Below are 18,115 nucleotides of genomic sequence, written 5' to 3'. Positions count from 1 at the left end.
CGTGGATATGTGCATCGGTCTCCGGGCAGCCCCGCATGGCATCGGCACCGCTAAATTAATAATCTGAATTATGTTTTTGGCGAGTATGGTGGCCTGATACAGTTCATGACATCAGTAAAAACACGGACATGCAGGGGCATGCGGAATCACTTCTGCAACCAATCGGGGTCGTCATGAATGAGAAGCTGATCGCGCTCGAGGGCCATGCCGGCTATGCCGCGCCGCGCTATTCCAGCGGGCTGCGCACCACCCACCGGCTGCTCGAGGCGGGCCGGCGGCTGCTGCGCGAACGCACGCTGGAACAGGTGCCCATCCAGGAGATCTGTGCCCGCGCCGGCGTCACCACCGGCGCGTTCTACAGCCGCTTCGACGGCAAGGACAGCTATTTCAAGGCGCTGCAGGCGCTGGCGCTGGCCACGCTGCGCGAGGCCATGGCGGCGCGCCTGGCACAGCTCGATAACGCGCCGACGACGCTGGAAGACGCGGTGCGCACCATGGCGCGCGACAGCCGCATCTGGGCCTGCCGCAATGAAGGCGTGCTGCGGGCCTCGCTGGTGGTGCGCGCCACCACCGGCGAAGACCCGATCCGGCAGCTTAACCGCCAGTACATCGTCGACCTGGCCTCGCGCCTGGCGCGGCTGCATCCGGCCGGCCCGTCGCCCGAGCTGGAATTGCGCATCCGCTTCGCCCACCAGGCGCTGGCCGGCACGCTGCTGTATGCGCTGATCAACCGCGAAAGCATCTATGCGCTGTCGGACCGCCGGCTGGACCAGGAAATGGCACGGGTGTTCCTGCTGTCGGTGGCGTAGCGACGGCGCGGGCGAGGTCCAGCGGCAACGGCACTTCGAAAGAGCCGCTCATTGTCCTTGTACTAGGGCTGCCGCGACAGCCTGCTTCAGGTACGCGAGCAAACGCGGATGGAGCCAGGTACCGACACGCAGTTCCGCTTCGTTGTCTTCCGCCTGCCGCATTGCCGCCATCGCGGCATCGCTCCCCGCCAGTTCCCATCGCATCGACAGCCAGGCTTGCGCCAGGCCCTGTACCGCCCTGTGCCCGGGCGCATCGCCGGCGGCAAGATGCGACTCGAGTTCGCCGAGCAGCGCCGGCCAGCGGCGCATGACCTGCGCGTAGCGGCGACGCAGGTGCCGATAGTCAGTGGGTGCCAGGTACTTCCGGTAGATCGACAGCCGGTGTTCGGCAAACGCCTGCAGGATGTACTCGCCCAGCGCCGGCGTGATGCCGGTGTGGGGCAATGCGCTGCCCTGTCCGGCAAACAAGTGGTCCAGGCGCACGAACATCGCGGCGCGCGAGCGCGTGTCCTTTTCCAGCTGCGCGAACCAGTGTCGCGCCGCGGTGCGGGCCCTGGCGCCATGCGCGGGCTGGTTCTGCTCGAACAGCGCGCGCATGGTATCGATTCGAACCTGCCAGCTTGCTGCCAGCTTGCCGCCGCTGCCGAGCAAAGGCAGCGCCCGCGCTTCGTCGCCCAGGTAGCGCCGATAGACCGACATGGCTTCGAGCGTGCGCAGGCATGCGGCTTCGGACGGCTCGCCGTCCTCGGCCAGTGCATGCTGGAGGCGCAACAGCTCGTCGCGCAGCAGCACCTGCCGGCTGATCTCCGCGTCGACCCGGGCCAGTTGCGCGGCAAGAAGGGAAGCCGTGGTCAATGTTCCCTCGTCCAGGACCTGTCGGATTTCCTCGAGCGGGATATCGAGTTGCCTTAGCGACAGGATCTGCTGCAGCCGATGGAAATCCTTCTGGCTGTAAAGCCGGTATCCCGATTCCGAGCGAACCGATGGCCTGAGCAAGCCGAGCTTGTCGTAGTGGTGCAAGGTGCGTACGGTGAGCCCCGCACGCTTTGCGAGTTCGCCAACTTTTAGCCGCACAACGGTCTGTCCTGTAGAGATCAATCGATGCGGGGCGTCATCCTACCGTAGCGCGGTACAGGCGCAATCCGCCGCCGACGGTCTGCAGGCCGTCCCGCCGGCGCGCAAAGTAGCGGGCATTGAGCGCGTCGGCGGACAGGCATTCCACATCACTGAACCCGCACTCACACAGCGTTGTCCGCAGCGTGTCGGGATCGAAATCGCTCAGCCATGGTTCTCCCGAAGCGGCGAACGATTGCGCGGCGATCTCGTCCATCCACCGTTCGACCGGCGGCAGCGAAGCGCGCGGTACGCGCGCATCGAACACGATTTCACTGCCCGGCGCATGCGTGGCGACTGATTCGAGGACGCGCATGGCCCAAGCTGCGTCCAGATAAGGCAACACCCCCAGGCAGCTGAAGAAGGTCGCTGCGTCGGGACGGATGCCGTGGCATGCCAGCAGCTCGGGCAGGTGGATGGCGGCCAGGTCAGCTGCGACGTACGCGACATGCGACGGCAGCGCAATGCCGCATTCGCGCAGCCGCTCGAGCTTCCAGCGCTGGGCTTCGCCGCGGTCGATTTCCACGCATTGCGTGTCAGTCGGGATCCGCAGCGACAAGGTATCCAGCCCCGCGCCCAGGATCACGACCTGGCGCACCCCTGCGCTCAGGCCAACCTTCAGGCGATCTTCCGCAAAGCGGCTGCGGGCGACGACCGCCGCGCGCAGCGTGCGCAGCATGGGCGCGTTGTACGAAAAGGGGTCGACAATGGTCTGGCGGGCCAGGCCACGGCCAAGCACGTCGAAGACGAACGGGTCTTCCAGCAAGGTGGGCGTATCGAGCAGCTGGTGTGCCGCGCGGGCCAGGGCCATGGTCAGCGCGGACGTGCTGGGCGGCGTGCCGCCGGGATCGGGATGGTCGAGCATGTGGGCTTCCAGTTGTAGAGAAAGCATTGATGCTCGAACCTGCCGTTACGTCAGGGTCAAACGATTTTTGCCGGCGGCGCGGCCGGGCCCTGGCGGGATCGGACAGGCAAAAGAAAAGCGCCTGAAAGGCGCTTTCCTGCGGTTCCGGCATGGCCATGTCCGGCGCGGAACAGCGTCCGCAGCCAGCGCTTGCCAGCATCGGCTCGTTCTTATTCCACCGTCACCGACTTCGCCAGGTTGCGCGGCTTGTCCACGTCGGTGCCGCGTGCGCACGCCGTGTGATACGCCAGCAGCTGCAGCGGCACCACGTGCAGGATCGGCGAGAGGTCGCCGTAGTGCTCGGGCATGCGGATCACCTGGATGCCGTCGGACGACTGGATCTGCGTATCGCTGTCGGCAAACACGTACAGGCGGCCGCCGCGGGCGCGCACTTCCTGGATGTTGGACTTGAGCTTTTCCAGCAGCGCATCGTTGGGGGCGACGGTAACCACCGGCATGGCTTCGGTGACCAGCGCCAGCGGGCCGTGCTTGAGCTCGCCGGCCGGGTAGGCCTCGGCATGGATGTACGAGATTTCCTTGAGCTTGAGCGCCCCCTCCATCGCGATCGGGTAGTGCAGGCCGCGGCCGAGGAACAGTGCGTTCTCGCGGCGGGCGAAGTCTTCGGACCAGGCGATGATCTGCGGCTCCAGCGCCAGCACGCCGTGCAGCGCAGCCGGCAGGTGGCGCAGGTTGGTCAGCGCCTTGGCCTCGGCCTCTTCGGTCAGCAGGCCGCGGGTCTTGGCCAGCGACAGCGTCAGCATGTAGAGCGCTGCCAGCTGCGTGGTGAAGGCCTTGGTCGAGGCCACGCCGATCTCGGTGCCGGCGCGGGTCAGGAAGCGCAGTTCGGTCTCGCGCACCATGGCGCTGGTGGCGACGTTGCAGACCGCCAGCGTATGGACGTGGCCCAGCGCGCGGGCATGGCGCAGCGCGGCCATGGTGTCGGCGGTTTCACCCGATTGCGAGATCACCACCACCAGCGCGCGCGGGTTGGGCACGGTGTCGCGGTAGCGGTATTCGCTGGCGACCTCGACCTGGGTCGGGATCCTGGCGATGCTTTCGAGCCAGTACTTGGCGGTGCAGCCGGAATAGTAGCTGGTGCCGCAGGCCAGGATCAGCACGCTGTCGATGCCGGCGAAGACCTCGGCGGCGTTGTCGCCGAACAGGTCCGGCGACAGGCCTTCGACGCCCTCGAGCGTGTCGCCCAGCGCGCGCGGCTGCTCGAAGATTTCCTTCTGCATGAAGTGGCGGTACGGGCCCAGGTCCACCGACGCGGCATGGGCTTCGACCACGCGCGCTTCGCGCTCGACCGGGTGGTCGTTAACGTCGTGGATGGTCACGCCGTCCAGCGTGATCTCGACCACATCGCCCTCTTCGAGGTAGATGATGCGGTTGGCGGTGCCGGCCACGGCCAGCGCGTCGGACGCCAGGAAGGACTCGTTCTCGCCCAGCGCCACCACCAGCGGCGAGCCGGCGCGCGCGCCGACCACGCGGCCGGGCTGGTCCTTGGCGAACACCGCGATGGCGTAGGCGCCGTGCAGGCGCTTGGTGACCGCGCGTACCGAGGCGAACAGGTCGCCGCGGGTGGCGCTGCTGGGATAGCTGTAGGCCTGGTGGATCAGGTGGGCGACCACCTCGGTATCGGTCTGCGACTCGAAGCCGTAGCCGACCGCGCGCAGTTCTTCGCGCAGCGGCTCGTAGTTCTCGATGATGCCGTTGTGTACCAGCGCGATGGTTTCGCCCGAGAGGTGCGGGTGGGCGTTGACGGTGTCGGGCTTGCCATGCGTGGCCCAGCGCGTATGCGCCACGCCGGTGAAACCGGACAGGCCCGATGCCTGCGTCTGCGCGTCGAGGTCGGCGACGCGCGACACGGTGCGCGCGCGCTCGACCGCATCGTCGCGCACGACGGCGACGCCGCACGAGTCATAGCCGCGATACTCCAGGCGGCGCAACCCTTCGATCAGGACCGGAACGATGTTGCGCGTGGAAACCGCGCCGACGATGCCACACATGCTGAACCCCCGTTTGCTGGCGCCTGCCCTCTGGCCACTGGCGCCGGTATGAATCCTGTGGTGCCGCCCGGTGCAGGCGGCCCCTGGTGCTTACTGCTTCGGCTGCTTGACCGGACGCTGCCAGGCGTCGATGGTCAGCTGCTTGGCCCGCGACAGCGTCAGCTTGTCGGCCGGGGCCTCCTTGGTGAGCGTGGTGCCGGCGCCCAGCGTGGCGCCGCGGCGCACCGTCACCGGCGCCACCAGCTGCGTGTCGGAGCCGATGAAGACATCGTCCTCGATCACGGTGCGGTGCTTGTTCACCCCGTCATAGTTGCAGGTGATGGTACCCGCGCCAATATTGACGCGCGACCCCACCGTGGCGTCGCCCACATAAGCCAGGTGGTTGGCCTTGCTGTGTGCCGCCACCTGTGCATTCTTGACCTCGACGAAGTTGCCGATATGCACGTCCTCGCCCAGCTCGGTGCCGGGGCGCAGGCGCGCGTACGGCCCGATGCGGCCCGCGGGCCCGATGCTGGCCTCATCGACATGGCAGAACGGGTGCACCTGCGCGCCGGCGCCGACGGTGCTGTTGCGGACCACGCAATGGGCCCCGATGCGCACGCCGTCGTCGAGGTGCACGCGGCCTTCGAACACGCAGCCGACGTCGATGGTGACATCGCGCCCGCAGGTGAGCTCGCCGCGCACGTCGATGCGGGCCGGGTCCAGCAGCGTCACGCCGGCTTCGAGCAGGCGCCGGGCCTGGTTGCCCTGGTGGATGCGCTCGACCTCGGCCAGCTGCAGCTTGCTGTTGACGCCCAGCGTCTCCCAGACTGCCGCAGGCTGGGCCGAGACCGTCTCGACGCCGTCGGCGACGGCGCGCTCGACCGTATCGGTCAGGTAATACTCGCCCTGGGCATTGTCGTTGCGTAGCGTCGACAGCCACTTGCGCAGGTGGCCGGTCGGGCACACGATGATGCCGGTGTTGATTTCGCGGATGGCCTTCTCGGCTTCGCTCGCGTCCTTCTGCTCGACGATGCGGACGATGCTGCCCGCCGCGTCGCGCACGATGCGGCCATAGCCGGTCGGGTCGGGCATCTCCACGGTGAGGACGCCAAAGCGCTGCGCGCCGGCCTCGGCCACCAGTGCCTGCAGCGTCGCCGCGCTGGTGAGCGGCACGTCACCGTAGAGAACCAACGTAGGCTGGTTGTCGTCCAACAAGGGAAGTGCCTGCATCACCGCATGGCCCGTGCCCAGTTGCTGGGGCTGCTCGGCGAAGGCGACATCGTCAGCGGCCACCGCCTCGCGCACGCGCGCGGCGCCGTGGCCGACCACGACCACCAGCCGCGACGGCGACAGCGCACGGGCCGTATCCAGGACGTGCGCGAGCATGGGCCGCCCGGCTACCGGGTGCAGCACCTTGGGCAAATCGGAATACATCCGCTTGCCCATGCCCGCGGCGAGAATGACGATATTCACAAGGAGACCCCTAAGTGAGTGTGTCCGAAAATATTCTGGAAAACGCCGGGCGGATATTGGGCCCGGTGTTTGGCAAGGGGCGCCGCCGGGGCTGGCAAAAGCTTGCCGCCAGGCCTGCGCATCTTCCCGCAAACCCTTGCCAGGACTTGGCTGGCGGGCAGCGAGCGAGCCCGGTTCCAATGCGCGGCGATTTTAACATGGCGCATTCTGCCCAACCGACCGAGGTTTCCGAATTTCACAATTGCTGGGCCCGGCGCATTTTGGTGATTGTGGGCGCCGCGGCCCTGTGCGCGTGCAGCGCCATGAAGCTCGGTTACCAGCAGGGCGACCGCCTGGCGTACTGGTGGATCGACAATTATGTCGACGTCAGCACGGCCCAGGAGCCGCTCACGCGCGAGGCGATCGCGCGCTTCTTTGCCTGGCACCGCAAGGCGCAGCTGCCGGAAATCGCCAACCTGCTGCAGGAGGCCAAGGCCGACGTGGGCCAGTCGGTCACGCCGGCGAAGGTCGCGCACTTCCAGGACGCCTCGCAGGAACTGGCGCGCCGCTCCTTCGAGCAGGCCATGCCCGACATGGCCGACTTCCTGCTGACGCTGACGCCCGAGCAGATCGCCCGCATGGAAAAGAAGTTTGCCGAAGGCAACGCCAAGTACCGCAAGAAATTCCTCAACGCTGACCCGGCCGAGCGCGAGGAAGCGCGCTTCGACAAGGTGATGGAGTACGCGCGCCTGGTCTACGGCGGCTTCTCTCCCGAGCAGGAGAAGGCGATCCGCGTCAAGGTCGGTCCGGTGGTGCAGAATGCCGAGGCGCGCTATGCCGAGCGCGTCGCGCGCCAGCAGGAATGGATCAAGATGGTGCGCTTCGTGCAGGCCACCCAGCCGCCCAAGGCGCAGGTGATCGACCTGCTGCGGCGCTTCCGCGAATACTGGCAGAACCCCCCTGCCCGGCACGCCGCCAGCCACGAAGCCGGCAACAGCGCCGGCATCGCGCTGACCGTGGCGATCGCCAACCTGACCACGCCGCAGCAGAAGGCACATGCGCAGGATCGCTTCCAGAAGTGGATCGACGACACGCATGCACTGATGCGCGAGAAGGCGAATGCGCCGGTGCAGTCGGCGGCGGCGAACTGACGCCGCATCGTCCGACGCAAAAACGCCCGCGCAAGCGGGCGTTCTACCATCCGGGTGCCGCAGGACTTACTGCGTGCCAGCCGGCTCCGCCGCGGGCGTGCGCTCGAAGCGCACGAACTCCATGCGGTTTTCGTCCAGGCTGCCGGCAAACGTCAGCGGCTGCTGCTGGAACGTGGTTTCACCGAACAGCGAGGCCTCGTCGACCTTGGCCAGGCCGGTCGCGAGACCGGTGAACGGGAACAGCTCGGTATCCGCCAGGTGCGACGGCACCACGTTGCGCAGCGCCGAGAAGATATTGTCGATGCGGCCCGGGTTCTGCCGCTCCCACTCCTGCAGCATCTCGCTGACCTTCTTGCGCTGCAGGTTTTCCTGCGAGCCGCACAGGTTGCACGGGATGATCGGGAATTCCATCGCGCGCGCGTACGACGCGATGTCCTTCTCCGAGCAGTACGCCAGCGGGCGGATCACGATGTGCGCGCCGTCGTCGGTGGCCAGCTTGGGCGGCATCGCCTTCATCTTGCCGCCGAAGAACATGTTCAGGAAGAAGGTGTTGACGATGTCGTCGCGGTGATGGCCCAGCGCAATCTTGTTGGCGCCCAGCTCCTTGGCGGTGCGGTAGATCACGCCACGGCGCAGGCGCGAGCACAGCGAGCAGGTGGTCTTGCCCTCGGGCACCTTCTCCTTGACGATCGAGTACGTGTCCGCCTCGACGATCACATATTCCACGCCGACCGACTTCAGGTATTCCGGCAGGATGTGTTCCGGGAAGCCGGGCTGCTTCTGGTCCAGGTTCATCGCGATCAGCTTGAACTTGATCGGCGCGCGCTTCTGCAGCGCCATCAGGACCGACAGCATGGTGTACGAGTCCTTGCCGCCACTCATGCAGACCAGCACGGTGTCGCCGTCCTCGATCATGCCGAAGTCGCCGATGGCCTTGCCGGTTTGCGATTGCAGCCTCGTCTCGAGGCGATAGAAGTTGTTCGAGTGGCTCATGGAGCATCCTGTTGCGTGGCGCCCGCCGGATGGAATGGCCGGCGCGGCGCGAGGGGCAACATTTTACTTTACGCGCCGGTCAGCTGCAGCGGGCGCCGCGGGACCGCTCAGGCCTGCTTGATATGGAACACCTCGACCCCGACCGAATCGCAATCCGGGTACACGTCGGGCTTCTCGGTCGACACGCGCACGGCGCGCACCTTGGGATGCTTCAGCATGGCGCGCGCGACGTCGTCGCACAGCGTTTCCTGCAGGTGCACGTGGCCCTGCGCCATGCGCGCGGCGACGGTGTTGCGCATGAAGTCGTAGTCGACCACTTCGTCGAGCTTGTCGGCCTGCGGCGTGCATTCCTCCAGCGGCACGAACAGGTCGATATTGATCAGCACGCGCTGCTCGCCCTTCTTCTCGAATTCGTGCACGCCGATATTGATCTGGACTTCGTAGTTGCGCAGGAACATGCGTCGGCAGTCCTGCAGGCTGGGATGGGAAAGGGCGGCGAGCATGGTCATGGCGGGAAACGAAAAGGGGAAGTGTAAGGCGGGGTGCCGCGCCGGTCAGGCGCGGCCGATGATGCAGGTCATTCGGTCAGGAACATCACGTCGCGCGCCAGCGGCATCAGGTGCTGGCCGCCGTCGACGTACAGCGTGGTGCCGGTCACGGCGCGCGCCTGCGCCAGGTAGGCCACCGCCTGGGCGATGTCCTCGGGCGTGGACGACTGGCCCAGCGGCGTCACGCGATGGGCGCGGCGGAAGCTCTGCTCCGACTGCTCGCCCGACACCAGCGTGATGCCCGGGGCCACGCCCACCACGCGCAGGCGCGGCGCCAGCGCCTGCGCCAGCTGCACCGTGGCGGTCTGCAGCGCGGCCTTGGACAGCGTGTACGACAGGAAATCCGGGTTCAGGTTGTCGAGCTTCTGGTCGAGCAGGTTGATCACCACGCCGCGAGGTTCGACCGACTTCTCGGCGGACTTGCCGGCGCCATCCGGGCCTGCGGCTGCGGCCAGCGCCTTGTGCAGTTCGCGCGCCAGCAGCAGCGGCGCGGCCACGTTGGTGCGCATATGCGTATCGAGCGACGCATACGAAAAACTGGTTGCGACGTCGTACTGGAACAGCGAGGCGTTGTTGACGAGGCAGGTCGGCACGCCCAGCGCGGCGGTGCAGTCGGCCACCAGCCGGCTGGTGGCGGCCTCGTCGGCGAGGTCGGCGCGCAGCACCGCGGCGCGGCGGCCGAGCGCGCGGATCTGCGTGGCCAGCGCTTCGGCCTCGTCGACCGAGCGATGGCAGTGCACGGCCACGTCCCAGCCCTGCGCCGCCAGTTCCAGCGCGATGGCGCGGCCCACGCGGCGCGCGCCGCCGGTCACGAGCGCCACACCGCGGGCGGCGGACTGGCCAGCGGCCTGGCTGGCGGGTTGACTGGCGGAGGTATCGGATGCGGGCATTGCTACAATCGCAGGATGCAGAAAGCCGCTAGTTTACCCCTTCCCCCCGCCGACGCGCAGGCCGCTTCCGATACCCTTACGGCCCGTATTGGCGAATCGATCGATGCGGCCGGCGGCTGGATCGGCTTCGACCGCTACATGGCGCAGGCGCTGTACGCGCCCGGCCTGGGCTATTACAGCGGCGGCTCGGCCAAGTTCGGGCGCGATGCCCGCGACGGCAGCGACTTCATCACCGCCCCCGAGCTCAGCCCGTTCTTCGCCCGCACGCTGGCGCGCCAGTTCGCGCCGCTGCTGGCGCAGGGGATGCCGCGGCTGCTGGAATTCGGCGCCGGCACCGGCCGGCTGGCGGCAGACCTGCTGCTGGGGCTGGAACAGGAAGGCCAGTTGCCCGACACCTACGCCATCGTCGAACTGTCGGGCGAGCTGCGCGCGCGCCAGCAGGACACGCTGGCCCGGCGCGCGCCGCACCTGGCCGAGCGCGTCACCTGGCTCGATACGCTGCCGGCCGCCTTTGAAGGCGTGATCGTCGGCAATGAAGTGCTGGATGCGATGCCGGTGCAGCTGTACGCGCGCCGCGACGGCTTCTGGCATGAGCGCGGCGTGGCGCGCGCCGCGCCGCAGGCCGATGGCGGCGCGCCCGCGTTCCGCTTCGAGGACCGGCCGCTGGCCGATGCCGACGTGCCGGCGGCGCTGCGCGCCATCCCCGGCGACCACGACCTCGTCACCGAGACCCATGCCGAGGCCGAGGGCTTTACGCGCGCGGTCGGCGCCATGCTGGCGCGCGGCGCGGCCTTCTTCATCGACTACGGCTTTCCCGGCAGCGAGTACTACCACCCGCAGCGCGCCGGCGGCACGCTGATGTGCCACTACCGCCATCATGCCCACCCGGATCCGTTCCTGTACCCCGGCCTGCAGGACATCACCGCGCACGTCAATTTCAGCGGCATCGCGCACGCCGCGGTGGAATCAGGGCTGACCGTGGCGGGCTTCGCCTCGCAGGCGCGCTTCCTGATGAATGCCGGCATCACCGAGCTGCTGATGGCGCTGGACCCGTCCGACGCGCGCGCCTTCCTGCCGCAGGCCAATGCGGTGCAGAAGCTGCTGTCCGAGGCCGAGATGGGCGAACTGTTCAAGGTGATCGCGCTCACGCGCGGGCTCGACCGCGGACTGGAAGACAGCGAGCCGCTGGCCGGCTTTGCCCGCGGCGACCGCTGCCACGCCTTGTAACGGCACCGGAGCCGCCATGCTGCGCTGGACCCTGACCATCTTTCTGAGCGTGATCATCCTGTCCGCGGCGCTGCCGTGGCTGCAGAAGGTCGGCCTCGGCCGGCTGCCCGGCGACGTGCGCTTCCGCGTGTTCGGGCGCGAGTTCGTGCTGCCGTTCGCGTCGACGATCCTGATCTCGCTGATTGCGCTGGTGATCGGCAAGCTGCTGTAGGGCCTGCGCCAGCCTGCCCCGGGCCGGCTCAGGCGCCGTCCGGCTGCGCCCCGAGCCGCTGCGCCACCGCCGCCACCCGCGCGGCATGCACCTGGTCCTTGATCTGCGCCACGTCGTCCGCGCAGGCGCGCGCGATGGCGCCCGCATCGACCGACGCCGCGGCTTCGCGCGCCGCCAAGAGGCGCGCGGCCTGCGGGTAGGCGCTGTGCTCGAAACCCTTGCGCCCGCGCTTGTCGGCCTCGCAGGCCAGCAGCGCCTGGGCGAAGCGCGCGGGCTTGCGCAGCGCGTCGCAGCGTTCCAGCAGCCGCACCACGGCGGCAGCGTTGAACTCCAGCGAGCGGTGTATGTTGCCGTGCTCGCGCGCCACCACCAGTGCCAGGTCGCGGCATTCATTGGGCACGCGCAGGCGCGCGCAGACCTGTTCCAGCAGCTTGACGCTGCGCAGCTCGTGGCCGATATGGCGCGGCAGCACGTCCGCGGGCGTGGTGCCCTTGCCCAGGTCATGCACCAGCGCGGCAAAGCGCACCGGCAGCGGCGCATCGAGCGCCGCGGCGCAGTCGATCACCATCATCACGTGCACGCCGGTATCGACCTCGGGGTGGAAGTCGGCGCGCTGCGGCACGCCCCACAGCCGCTCCAGCTCGGGCAGCAGCCGCGCCAGCGCGCCGCATTCGCGCAGCACCTCGAACATCCGCGACGGCCGTGCCTCCATCAGCCCGCGCGCCAGCTCCTGCCAGACACGCTCGGGCACCAGCGCATCGACCTCGCCCGCGGCCACCATCTCGCGCATCAGGCGCATGGTCTCGGCGGCAACGTTGAAGTCGTGGAAGCGCGCGGCAAAGCGCGCCAGCCGCAGGATGCGCACCGGATCTTCGGCAAAGGCATCGGAGACATGGCGGAACAGGCGCGCGGCGAGGTCGCGCTGGCCGCCGTGCGGATCGATCACGGGCCCGCTCAGGTTGCCGTCGGCATCGACCGCGCGCGCCATCGCGTTGATGGTCAGGTCGCGCCGGACCAGGTCGTCTTCCAGCGTGACGTCGGGCTCGCAGTAGAAGGCAAAGCCCTTGTAGCCCATCGCGGTCTTGCGCTCGGTGCGGGCCAGCGCGTATTCCTCCTGCGTGCGCGGATGCAGGAACACCGGGAAATCCTTGCCCACCGGGCGGTAGCCGGCGGCTTCCATCTCCGCCGGGGTCGCGCCGACGACCACGTAGTCGCGGTCCTGGCTGGGCTTGCCCAGCAGTTCGTCGCGGATCGCGCCGCCCACGGCATACACCTGCATGGTTGTGGCCTTTTCATGCGCCGGCACAGGCCAACCGGTTGTGGCCCGGCGCCGGCGTGATTGCTAGTGGGTGACGATTATCGCATCGGCACGGTCCGGGGCCAGCCGGTACGGCTCGTCGTCGGCCAGGAAGTCGCGCTCCTCGCGCGCGCCGGCAATCCATTGCTGCATCGCCGGCAGGCCCAGCATGAAATCGGCATAGGCCTTGGCGTCTTCGCGGTCGTCCGGCAGGTGGATGCCATAGGTGGCGAAGCGGCTCACCACCGGCGCATAGAACGCATCGGCGACGGTGAAGGTGCCGAACAGGAACGGCCCGCGCGCCGCATGCTGCTTGCGCAGCCCGTCCCAGATCGCGGCGATGCGCTCGACCTCGCGCTGCACCGCCACGTTCCAGCCGCGCCCGGGCAGCACCGCGGTCACGTTCATCGGCAACTGGTTGCGCACGTTGGTGAAGCCCGAATGCATCTCGGCGCAGATCGCGCGCGCGACCGCGCGCTCGGCGGGGTCGGCCGGCCACAGCTGCTGCTCGGGGAAGCGCTCGGCCACGTATTCGGAAATCGCCAGCGAATCCCACACGGTGACGTCGCCGTCGACCAGCACCGGCACCTTGCCCGCGGGCGAGTAGCGGGCGATCTCGGCGGCGAAGCTGCCGGTGAACAGGCGCACCTGCACTTCCTCGAAATCAATGCCGGCCTGGCGCAGCAGCAGCCAGGGGCGCAGCGACCAGGAGGAATAGTTCTTGTTGCCGATGACGAGCTTCATCGTGAGGTCCTTGGGGGAGGAAACGGAGGGAGAGACGGCACGGAGCGGGCCGCGATCCATGGGCCGCGATCCGCGTCGCGGCCCCGGGGCACGGCGTGGCCGCAGAGCGTCGGACCAGTCATTTTGCCAGCGCGGCCGCCCGCGTCAAAGTGAATTGCGCTCGCAACCGATATGAAATCCGGTCACATAGACGGCCCCGCCGGTGTGCCCTCAGCGGTGCACGCTGGCGCGCATGTGGGTCAGCGCGGCATCGCGGTTGCGCCCCGACAGCGCGTCGGTCATGACGGCCTCCAGGTGCACGGGATGCAGGTTCAGCTCCGGCGCCAGCGGGCGCTCCAGCACATTGTCGAGCTGCATCGAATCCAGGTTGTCGCGCGACAGCAGCGGCTCGCCCGGCATATGCTCCATGACCGCGGCCTGCACCCGCGCCAGCGCATCGGGCAGCGCGATCACCGGGCGCGGATGGCCCGAGGCGCGCCCGGCAAAGCGCACCAGTTCTTCCAGCGTATAGACCTGCGGCCCGCCCAGCTCATAGCCGTGGCCGATGGTGGCCGGGTTCACCATGGCGTTCAGGTAGGCCTGCACCACGTCCTGCACGAACACCGGCTGGAAGCGCGCATGCGCGCACGCCAGCGGCACCACCGGCGCCAGCTGCTGCATATGGGCGAACAGGTTGAGGAAATGGTCGTCGGGGCCGAACACCACCGAGGGCCGGAAGATGGTCCAGTCGAGCCCGCTGGCGCGCACGATGCGCTCGCCGTCGCCCTTGCTGCGCAGGTACATCGACGGCCCGTTGCTGTCGGCGCCGAGCGCGCTCATATGCAACAGCCGGCGCACGCCCGTCGACAGGCACGACGCCACGATCTGCCGCACCAGTTCCACATGCGCGCTGGCAAAGGCCTCGCCGTAGGGATCGGCGCGCTCGCCGTGCAGAACCCCCACCAGGTTGACGACGATGCCGTCGACGCCGAGCGAGCCGATCGCGTCGTCGAGCGCGGCATTGTCGGCCAGGCCCAGTTCCACCACCTCGACGCGCGGCAGCAGCAGCAGGTGCTGCGCATGCTCGACATTGCGCGTGCCGACCACGATGCGGTCCGGGGCGATGGGGGAATCGGGATTGGCGCCGGGTTCCAGCGGCGCGCCCGAGGCCGAGGCGGCGCCGGCCAGGCGCGAGACGAGATGGCTGCCGATAAAGCCGGCGCCACCGATGACGAGGACGTTGCTGGTCTGCATGTTGCCTCCGTGCCAGGAAAGAAGCACGCCGCGGCACCCGCGCCAGCCCGGGCCCGCGGCGTTACGCCGGCAGGCCCGTCTTGCCTGCCCCATGCCGGGGCAGGCGGACCAGAAAAGACGACTTCAGGGCAGGCTGGTGGTGGTCACCGCCGACGGCGCGACCGTGCCCAGGCGCGACTTCAGCGACTGCGGCCGGCCACTCATCAATGCAGCATAGTACGTAGCGTTGGAAAGCACATTCTTCACATAGCCGCGCGTTTCGTTGAACGGGATGGTCTCTGCAAAGATCGCGCCTTCCACCGGCCGCGCCAGCGTGCTGCGCCAGGCCTTGGGCCGGCCCGGGCCGGCGTTGTACGCGGCCGAGGCCAGCGTCCAGGAGCTGTCCAGGTCGGTCAGCACCATGTTCAGGTAGTTGGTGCCCAACTGGATGTTGATGGTGGGATCGCCCATCATCGACGGCGAAAAGTCACTCATGCCGATCTTGCGCGCCACGTATCTGGCCGTAGCCGGCATCACCTGCATCAGGCCATGCGCCCCCGCCGACGAGCGCGCATTCATGATGAAGCGCGATTCCTGGCGGATCAGGCCGTACACCCATGCCATGTCGAGCCCGACCTCGTCGGTGGCGCGCTGCATGATGTCGCGGTACGGCATCAGGAAGCGCAGCGCGAAGTCATGCTCGTTGCGGGTGCGGTCGGCCGAGTTGACGGTGCGGTCGAGCAATTCGAGGCGGCGCGCATATTCGGCCGCGGCCAGCAGCTCGCGGTCGCTCATGTTGCGCAGCTCCCAGTTCCACTCGCGGTTGCCCTCGAAGCGCAGGTTCATGGCGTAGAACTTCTGGGCGCGCTGAAAACCGGGGCGCGCGCGCATCGCCATGGCCTCGGCGTCGCTGACGGTGGTGCGCGGCGGCAGCGTGATGCGGTTGCCCAGTTCCTCGCTGGCCAGCTGGCCGTAGAAATTGAACTGGCCGGCAATCTGCTGGAAGTTCTGCTGGGCCTCGGTGTCGCGGCCGTCGGCCTTGAGCGCGCGGCCGTACCAATAGGTCCAGGCCGGGTCCTTGGCGCGCAGCTCCGGGCGCATCAGCTCGACCGCCTGGCGCACCTGCTTCCAGTCGCCCTGGCGCAGCGCGGCGCGCACGCGCCATTCCTGGGTGTCGTCGGACAGCCACTGGTTGCCGCCCAGGTCCATCTGGCGGCGGTAGTAGCCGGCCGCCTCGGGCAGCAGCTTCTTGGCCGCGAACTGGCCGATCACGCCCCACGCCGCGCCCTGCTCGTCGCGCGACAGCGTGCCTTGGGCCGTGGCCAGGTAGGCCGCCGCCTGCGACGGGTCGGAGCGCGCCATCTTGACGATGGTGGCCAGGGTGTCGCCGTCCACGCGCGCGTCGGGCAGAAGCGCGGCGATCTTGCCGGCCAGCGTGACGTAGTTCTGCTCCAGCGCCAGGCGCGACTGGAAGGCCACGTCGCTGCGCTGGATCTGCTGGCTTTGCACCAGGTAGCCGATCAGGTCGACGCAGCCTTCGCCGTAGTATCTGGGGTCGCTCAGCACGTTGCGCGCATCGGCGGCCACGTTCTGGCCCTTGAGCGCGCGCGACAGCAGCGCATAGCACTCGACCTGGGTATCGTCCTTGAGCGCGAACTGCGGGTATTCGACATCGAAATTGGCCCAGTCACGCTTCTTGCCCAGCACCAGCAGCCAGTCATTGCGCATGCGGTCGGCAATCGCGTCGCCCTTGTAGCGCTGCAGGAACACGCGCACCTGGTCGTCCGGCGCATCGATGCGGGCCAGGCCGCTGGCGTCGAACAGCTGCGGCTTGATGCGGAAGTACTCGACATAGGACGGCACCGGGTAGTCCACCAGCGTGGCCGAGATCGCGTAGGCGCGTTCGACGTCGTTCTTGCGTGCGGCTTCGCGCAGCGCGGTGAAGGCCTCGTCGGGATCGCTGGGGATTACCGTCGAGGGCGCGCGCGTGACCGCCTGCGGGCGCTTCTGCGCGTGGACGGGCGTGACAAGCAATGCACATGCAAGCGCGATCGAGGCGGCCCGCCCTGCACGCTGCAGATATACTCCCTTCAGCATTCTTCTTCCTTGTCGATGACGGAGGCCCGCGCCTGCACCGTGTGCCGAGAACCGCGGCGCCGCCGTCCGTGTTGGTTCGGACGAGGGCATTATCCCACGCCATGTCTTCCATTCCTGCGACTAGACCCACCCCCGGCCCCATCCCTGCCGACCAGCGCCGCGCACTGCGCGCGCAACTGCTGGCGCAGCGCGCCGCCCTGCCCGCGCGCGCCGCAGCCGATGCCCGCATCGCCGCCGCGCTGTCCGAATTGCTGGCGGGCCTGGCGGTGCGCTGCCTGGGCTTCTACTGGCCGATCCAGCAGGAGTTCGACGCGCGCTCCGCGGTGACGCAGTGGCTCGCCGCCGTGCCCGGCCGCCATGCCGCGCTGCCCTCGGTCAGCCGCCCCGGCGCGCCGCTGGATTTCCACCTGTGGACGCCGGATACGCCCATGGCCACCGGCCACTACGGCATCCCGGTGCCCGACGGCACCGAGGCCGCCATGCCGGATGCGCTGATCATTCCCTGTGTCGGTTTCAGCCCGGACAAGTTCCGCCTGGGCTACGGCGGTGGTTTCTACGACCGCACCCTGGCGGCGATGGCGCAACCGCCGGTCGCCATCGGCATCGGCTACGACGCCTGCCGCATCGCGCTGCAGGCGCAGCCGCACGACATCGCCATGGACTGGATCGTGACGGAGTCGGGCGCGTTCTAGTCCGGAGCGGGCCCGGCGCCCTGCACCAGCTCGTCGACCAGCGCGCGCATGCAGCGCCAGTGCGAACCTTCCCAGAACACCCGCAGGCAGCGGTCGCAGGTGACGAAGCTGCGATGGCGCGCGAGCACGCCGTCCGGCACGCGTCCGGCCGCGCCGGCCGGATCCAGCGCGCGCAGCGGCGCATTGCAGTCCAGGCACAGCGAAAACGGCCGGGCGCTGCGCGCCAGGTCCAGCCGCGCGAAGATCTCGCGCACCTGCTGGCGCGACTTGAGCGCGCGCACATAGCAGCCGTGCGTGATGCCGCGCCGCTTGAGCAGCTCGCGGTCGCGCGTCAGCACGATGCGGCCCTCGTCGACCGCGATGCGCTCGATCTTGCTGTCTTCGAAATGGTTGTCGTAGAGCGTGTCGAAGCCGGTCATGCGCAGCAGATGCGCCAGTCCGCCCAGGTGGGCATCGGCGACAAAGCGCATCACGCGCAGCGGCTGCTCGCGTACCCGCAGCAGCGGCGACACGTCGATCCGCTCGAACTTGGGATAGACCGAGACCCGGTCGCCATCACGCAGCTGCCGCTCGAATCCGCTCGACTCGCCGTTGACCAGGATCAGCTCGACCTCGGTATGCGGCACGCCCAGCGCCTCGATCATGTGCTTGACCGTGGCCGCGCGCGCACACACGCACGCCAGGTCGCGCCGGCGCTGGTCCGGCGCGAGGAAGTCGTTCAGTTCCTCGTAGAAGCGGAAGGTGGCGGTGACCATGGAGGCGAGTATGGCACCGATCGGGTAGA

The 18,115-nt window shown here is 68.4% G+C and carries 17 protein-coding genes; 5 read left to right on the top strand and 12 right to left on the bottom strand.

All coding sequences use genetic code 11. From position 1 onward, the window contains the following. The first annotated feature begins 173 nt into the window (after positions 1-173). On the top strand, positions 174-809 hold the full coding sequence (locus tag C7416_RS26945) for a TetR/AcrR family transcriptional regulator (protein WP_111521709.1): 636 nt from the start codon (positions 174-176) through the stop codon (positions 807-809). 48 nt (positions 810-857) lie between these two features. On the opposite strand, the gene C7416_RS26940 is transcribed toward C7416_RS26945, so the two are convergent. The 4 genes from C7416_RS26940 to glmU form a co-directional block, all read right to left on the bottom strand. After that, the gene (locus C7416_RS26940) at positions 858-1,883 is read right to left on the bottom strand and encodes a MerR family transcriptional regulator (RefSeq protein WP_181461326.1); all 1,026 of its coding nucleotides are present in this window, start codon (positions 1,881-1,883) and stop codon (positions 858-860) included. Positions 1,884-1,920: 37 nt separating this feature from the next. After that, positions 1,921-2,733, bottom strand: coding sequence for a class I SAM-dependent methyltransferase (locus tag C7416_RS26935; protein ID WP_181461325.1), 813 nt, complete (start codon positions 2,731-2,733; stop codon positions 1,921-1,923). 263 nt (positions 2,734-2,996) lie between these two features. Beyond that, the gene (gene glmS, locus C7416_RS26930; protein WP_111521706.1) at positions 2,997-4,835 is read right to left on the bottom strand and encodes a glutamine--fructose-6-phosphate transaminase (isomerizing); all 1,839 of its coding nucleotides are present in this window, start codon (positions 4,833-4,835) and stop codon (positions 2,997-2,999) included. A gap of 90 nt (positions 4,836-4,925) precedes the next feature. Further along, entirely contained in the window at positions 4,926-6,290 is a 1,365-nt protein-coding gene (gene glmU, locus C7416_RS26925; RefSeq protein WP_111521705.1) for a bifunctional UDP-N-acetylglucosamine diphosphorylase/glucosamine-1-phosphate N-acetyltransferase GlmU, read from the bottom strand. A gap of 302 nt (positions 6,291-6,592) precedes the next feature. On the opposite strand from glmU, the gene C7416_RS26920 reads away from it, so the two are divergent. Then, positions 6,593-7,420 (top strand): DUF6279 family lipoprotein, encoded by an 828-nt coding sequence (locus tag C7416_RS26920; protein ID WP_181461324.1) that lies wholly within the window; start codon positions 6,593-6,595, stop codon positions 7,418-7,420. 66 nt (positions 7,421-7,486) lie between these two features. Here C7416_RS26920 and ttcA read toward each other — a convergent pair whose 3' ends face one another. The 3 genes from ttcA to C7416_RS26905 all read right to left on the bottom strand — a co-directional run bounded on the left by ttcA (position 7,487) and on the right by C7416_RS26905 (position 9,851). Then, the gene (ttcA, locus tag C7416_RS26915) at positions 7,487-8,413 is read right to left on the bottom strand and encodes a tRNA 2-thiocytidine(32) synthetase TtcA (RefSeq protein ID WP_111521703.1); all 927 of its coding nucleotides are present in this window, start codon (positions 8,411-8,413) and stop codon (positions 7,487-7,489) included. Positions 8,414-8,520: 107 nt separating this feature from the next. Beyond that, positions 8,521-8,922 carry a dihydroneopterin aldolase gene (locus C7416_RS26910; protein WP_082818824.1) on the bottom strand — a complete coding sequence of 134 codons (402 nt, stop codon included), beginning with the start codon at positions 8,920-8,922 and terminating at the stop codon, positions 8,521-8,523. A 68-nt stretch (positions 8,923-8,990) separates the two neighbouring features. After that, positions 8,991-9,851, bottom strand: coding sequence for an SDR family oxidoreductase (locus tag C7416_RS26905; RefSeq protein ID WP_111521702.1), 861 nt, complete (start codon positions 9,849-9,851; stop codon positions 8,991-8,993). A gap of 15 nt (positions 9,852-9,866) precedes the next feature. Between C7416_RS26905 and C7416_RS26900 the strand changes: the two genes are divergently transcribed. Together C7416_RS26900 and C7416_RS26895 are read left to right on the top strand one after the other, a co-directional pair. Further along, positions 9,867-11,078, top strand: a complete 1,212-nt coding sequence (locus tag C7416_RS26900; RefSeq protein WP_111521701.1) for a class I SAM-dependent methyltransferase — start codon at positions 9,867-9,869, stop codon at positions 11,076-11,078. Positions 11,079-11,094: 16 nt separating this feature from the next. Then, positions 11,095-11,289: a DUF2905 domain-containing protein gene (locus C7416_RS26895; protein ID WP_012351539.1), complete on the top strand. Its 195-nt coding sequence runs from the start codon at positions 11,095-11,097 to the stop codon at positions 11,287-11,289. Positions 11,290-11,317: 28 nt separating this feature from the next. Here the strand turns inward: C7416_RS26895 and C7416_RS26890 are convergent, their stop codons facing one another. The 4 genes from C7416_RS26890 to C7416_RS26875 form a co-directional block, all read right to left on the bottom strand. Next, positions 11,318-12,568, bottom strand: a complete 1,251-nt coding sequence (locus tag C7416_RS26890) for a multifunctional CCA addition/repair protein (protein WP_111521700.1) — start codon at positions 12,566-12,568, stop codon at positions 11,318-11,320. 63 nt (positions 12,569-12,631) lie between these two features. After that, a complete protein-coding gene (locus C7416_RS26885; protein ID WP_111521699.1) occupies positions 12,632-13,330 on the bottom strand; it encodes a glutathione S-transferase family protein in 699 nt (232 codons plus the stop codon). Between the two features lie 210 nt (positions 13,331-13,540). Continuing rightward, positions 13,541-14,563: a complex I NDUFA9 subunit family protein gene (locus C7416_RS26880; RefSeq protein ID WP_111521698.1), complete on the bottom strand. Its 1,023-nt coding sequence runs from the start codon at positions 14,561-14,563 to the stop codon at positions 13,541-13,543. A 123-nt stretch (positions 14,564-14,686) separates the two neighbouring features. Beyond that, complete coding sequence (locus tag C7416_RS26875; protein WP_111521697.1) at positions 14,687-16,639, bottom strand: lytic transglycosylase domain-containing protein; 1,953 nt, start codon at positions 16,637-16,639, stop codon at positions 14,687-14,689. A gap of 101 nt (positions 16,640-16,740) precedes the next feature. On the opposite strand from C7416_RS26875, the gene C7416_RS26870 reads away from it, so the two are divergent. Further along, entirely contained in the window at positions 16,741-17,331 is a 591-nt protein-coding gene (locus tag C7416_RS26870; RefSeq protein WP_111521696.1) for a 5-formyltetrahydrofolate cyclo-ligase, read from the top strand. On the opposite strand, the gene C7416_RS26865 is transcribed toward C7416_RS26870, so the two are convergent. Continuing rightward, the gene (locus tag C7416_RS26865) at positions 17,328-18,086 is read right to left on the bottom strand and encodes a Mut7-C RNAse domain-containing protein (RefSeq protein ID WP_111521695.1); all 759 of its coding nucleotides are present in this window, start codon (positions 18,084-18,086) and stop codon (positions 17,328-17,330) included. The two genes, C7416_RS26870 and C7416_RS26865, sit on opposite strands and share 4 nt — an antisense overlap. Positions 18,087-18,115: the final 29 nt, after the last annotated feature.

This window comes from Cupriavidus phytorum, assembly GCF_003254285.1.
Lineage (GTDB): Bacteria > Pseudomonadota > Gammaproteobacteria > Burkholderiales > Burkholderiaceae > Cupriavidus > Cupriavidus phytorum.
Note: the sequence above shows the minus strand (reverse complement) of the source record. Positions and strands in the feature narration are given on the sequence as shown.

What these genes read in the sequence shown, in the direction of transcription:
- C7416_RS26945 (WP_111521709.1), top strand. Translation starts at nt 174, where the DNA reads ATGAATGAGAAGCTGATCGCGCTCGAGGGCCATGCCGGCTATGCCGCG.
- C7416_RS26935 (WP_181461325.1), bottom strand. Translation starts at nt 2,733, where the DNA reads ATGGCCCTGGCCCGCGCGGCACACCAGCTGCTCGATACGCCCACCTTG.
- glmS (WP_111521706.1), bottom strand. Translation starts at nt 4,835, where the DNA reads ATGTGTGGCATCGTCGGCGCGGTTTCCACGCGCAACATCGTTCCGGTC.
- C7416_RS26920 (WP_181461324.1), top strand. Translation starts at nt 6,593, where the DNA reads ATGAAGCTCGGTTACCAGCAGGGCGACCGCCTGGCGTACTGGTGGATC.
- ttcA (WP_111521703.1), bottom strand. Translation starts at nt 8,413, where the DNA reads ATGAGCCACTCGAACAACTTCTATCGCCTCGAGACGAGGCTGCAATCG.
- C7416_RS26910 (WP_082818824.1), bottom strand. Translation starts at nt 8,922, where the DNA reads ATGACCATGCTCGCCGCCCTTTCCCATCCCAGCCTGCAGGACTGCCGA.
- C7416_RS26905 (WP_111521702.1), bottom strand. Translation starts at nt 9,851, where the DNA reads ATGCCCGCATCCGATACCTCCGCCAGTCAACCCGCCAGCCAGGCCGCT.
- C7416_RS26900 (WP_111521701.1), top strand. Translation starts at nt 9,867, where the DNA reads ATGCAGAAAGCCGCTAGTTTACCCCTTCCCCCCGCCGACGCGCAGGCC.
- C7416_RS26895 (WP_012351539.1), top strand. Translation starts at nt 11,095, where the DNA reads ATGCTGCGCTGGACCCTGACCATCTTTCTGAGCGTGATCATCCTGTCC.
- C7416_RS26890 (WP_111521700.1), bottom strand. Translation starts at nt 12,568, where the DNA reads ATGCAGGTGTATGCCGTGGGCGGCGCGATCCGCGACGAACTGCTGGGC.
- C7416_RS26885 (WP_111521699.1), bottom strand. Translation starts at nt 13,330, where the DNA reads ATGAAGCTCGTCATCGGCAACAAGAACTATTCCTCCTGGTCGCTGCGC.
- C7416_RS26880 (WP_111521698.1), bottom strand. Translation starts at nt 14,563, where the DNA reads ATGCAGACCAGCAACGTCCTCGTCATCGGTGGCGCCGGCTTTATCGGC.
- C7416_RS26875 (WP_111521697.1), bottom strand. Translation starts at nt 16,639, where the DNA reads ATGCTGAAGGGAGTATATCTGCAGCGTGCAGGGCGGGCCGCCTCGATC.
- C7416_RS26870 (WP_111521696.1), top strand. Translation starts at nt 16,741, where the DNA reads ATGTCTTCCATTCCTGCGACTAGACCCACCCCCGGCCCCATCCCTGCC.
- C7416_RS26865 (WP_111521695.1), bottom strand. Translation starts at nt 18,086, where the DNA reads ATGGTCACCGCCACCTTCCGCTTCTACGAGGAACTGAACGACTTCCTC.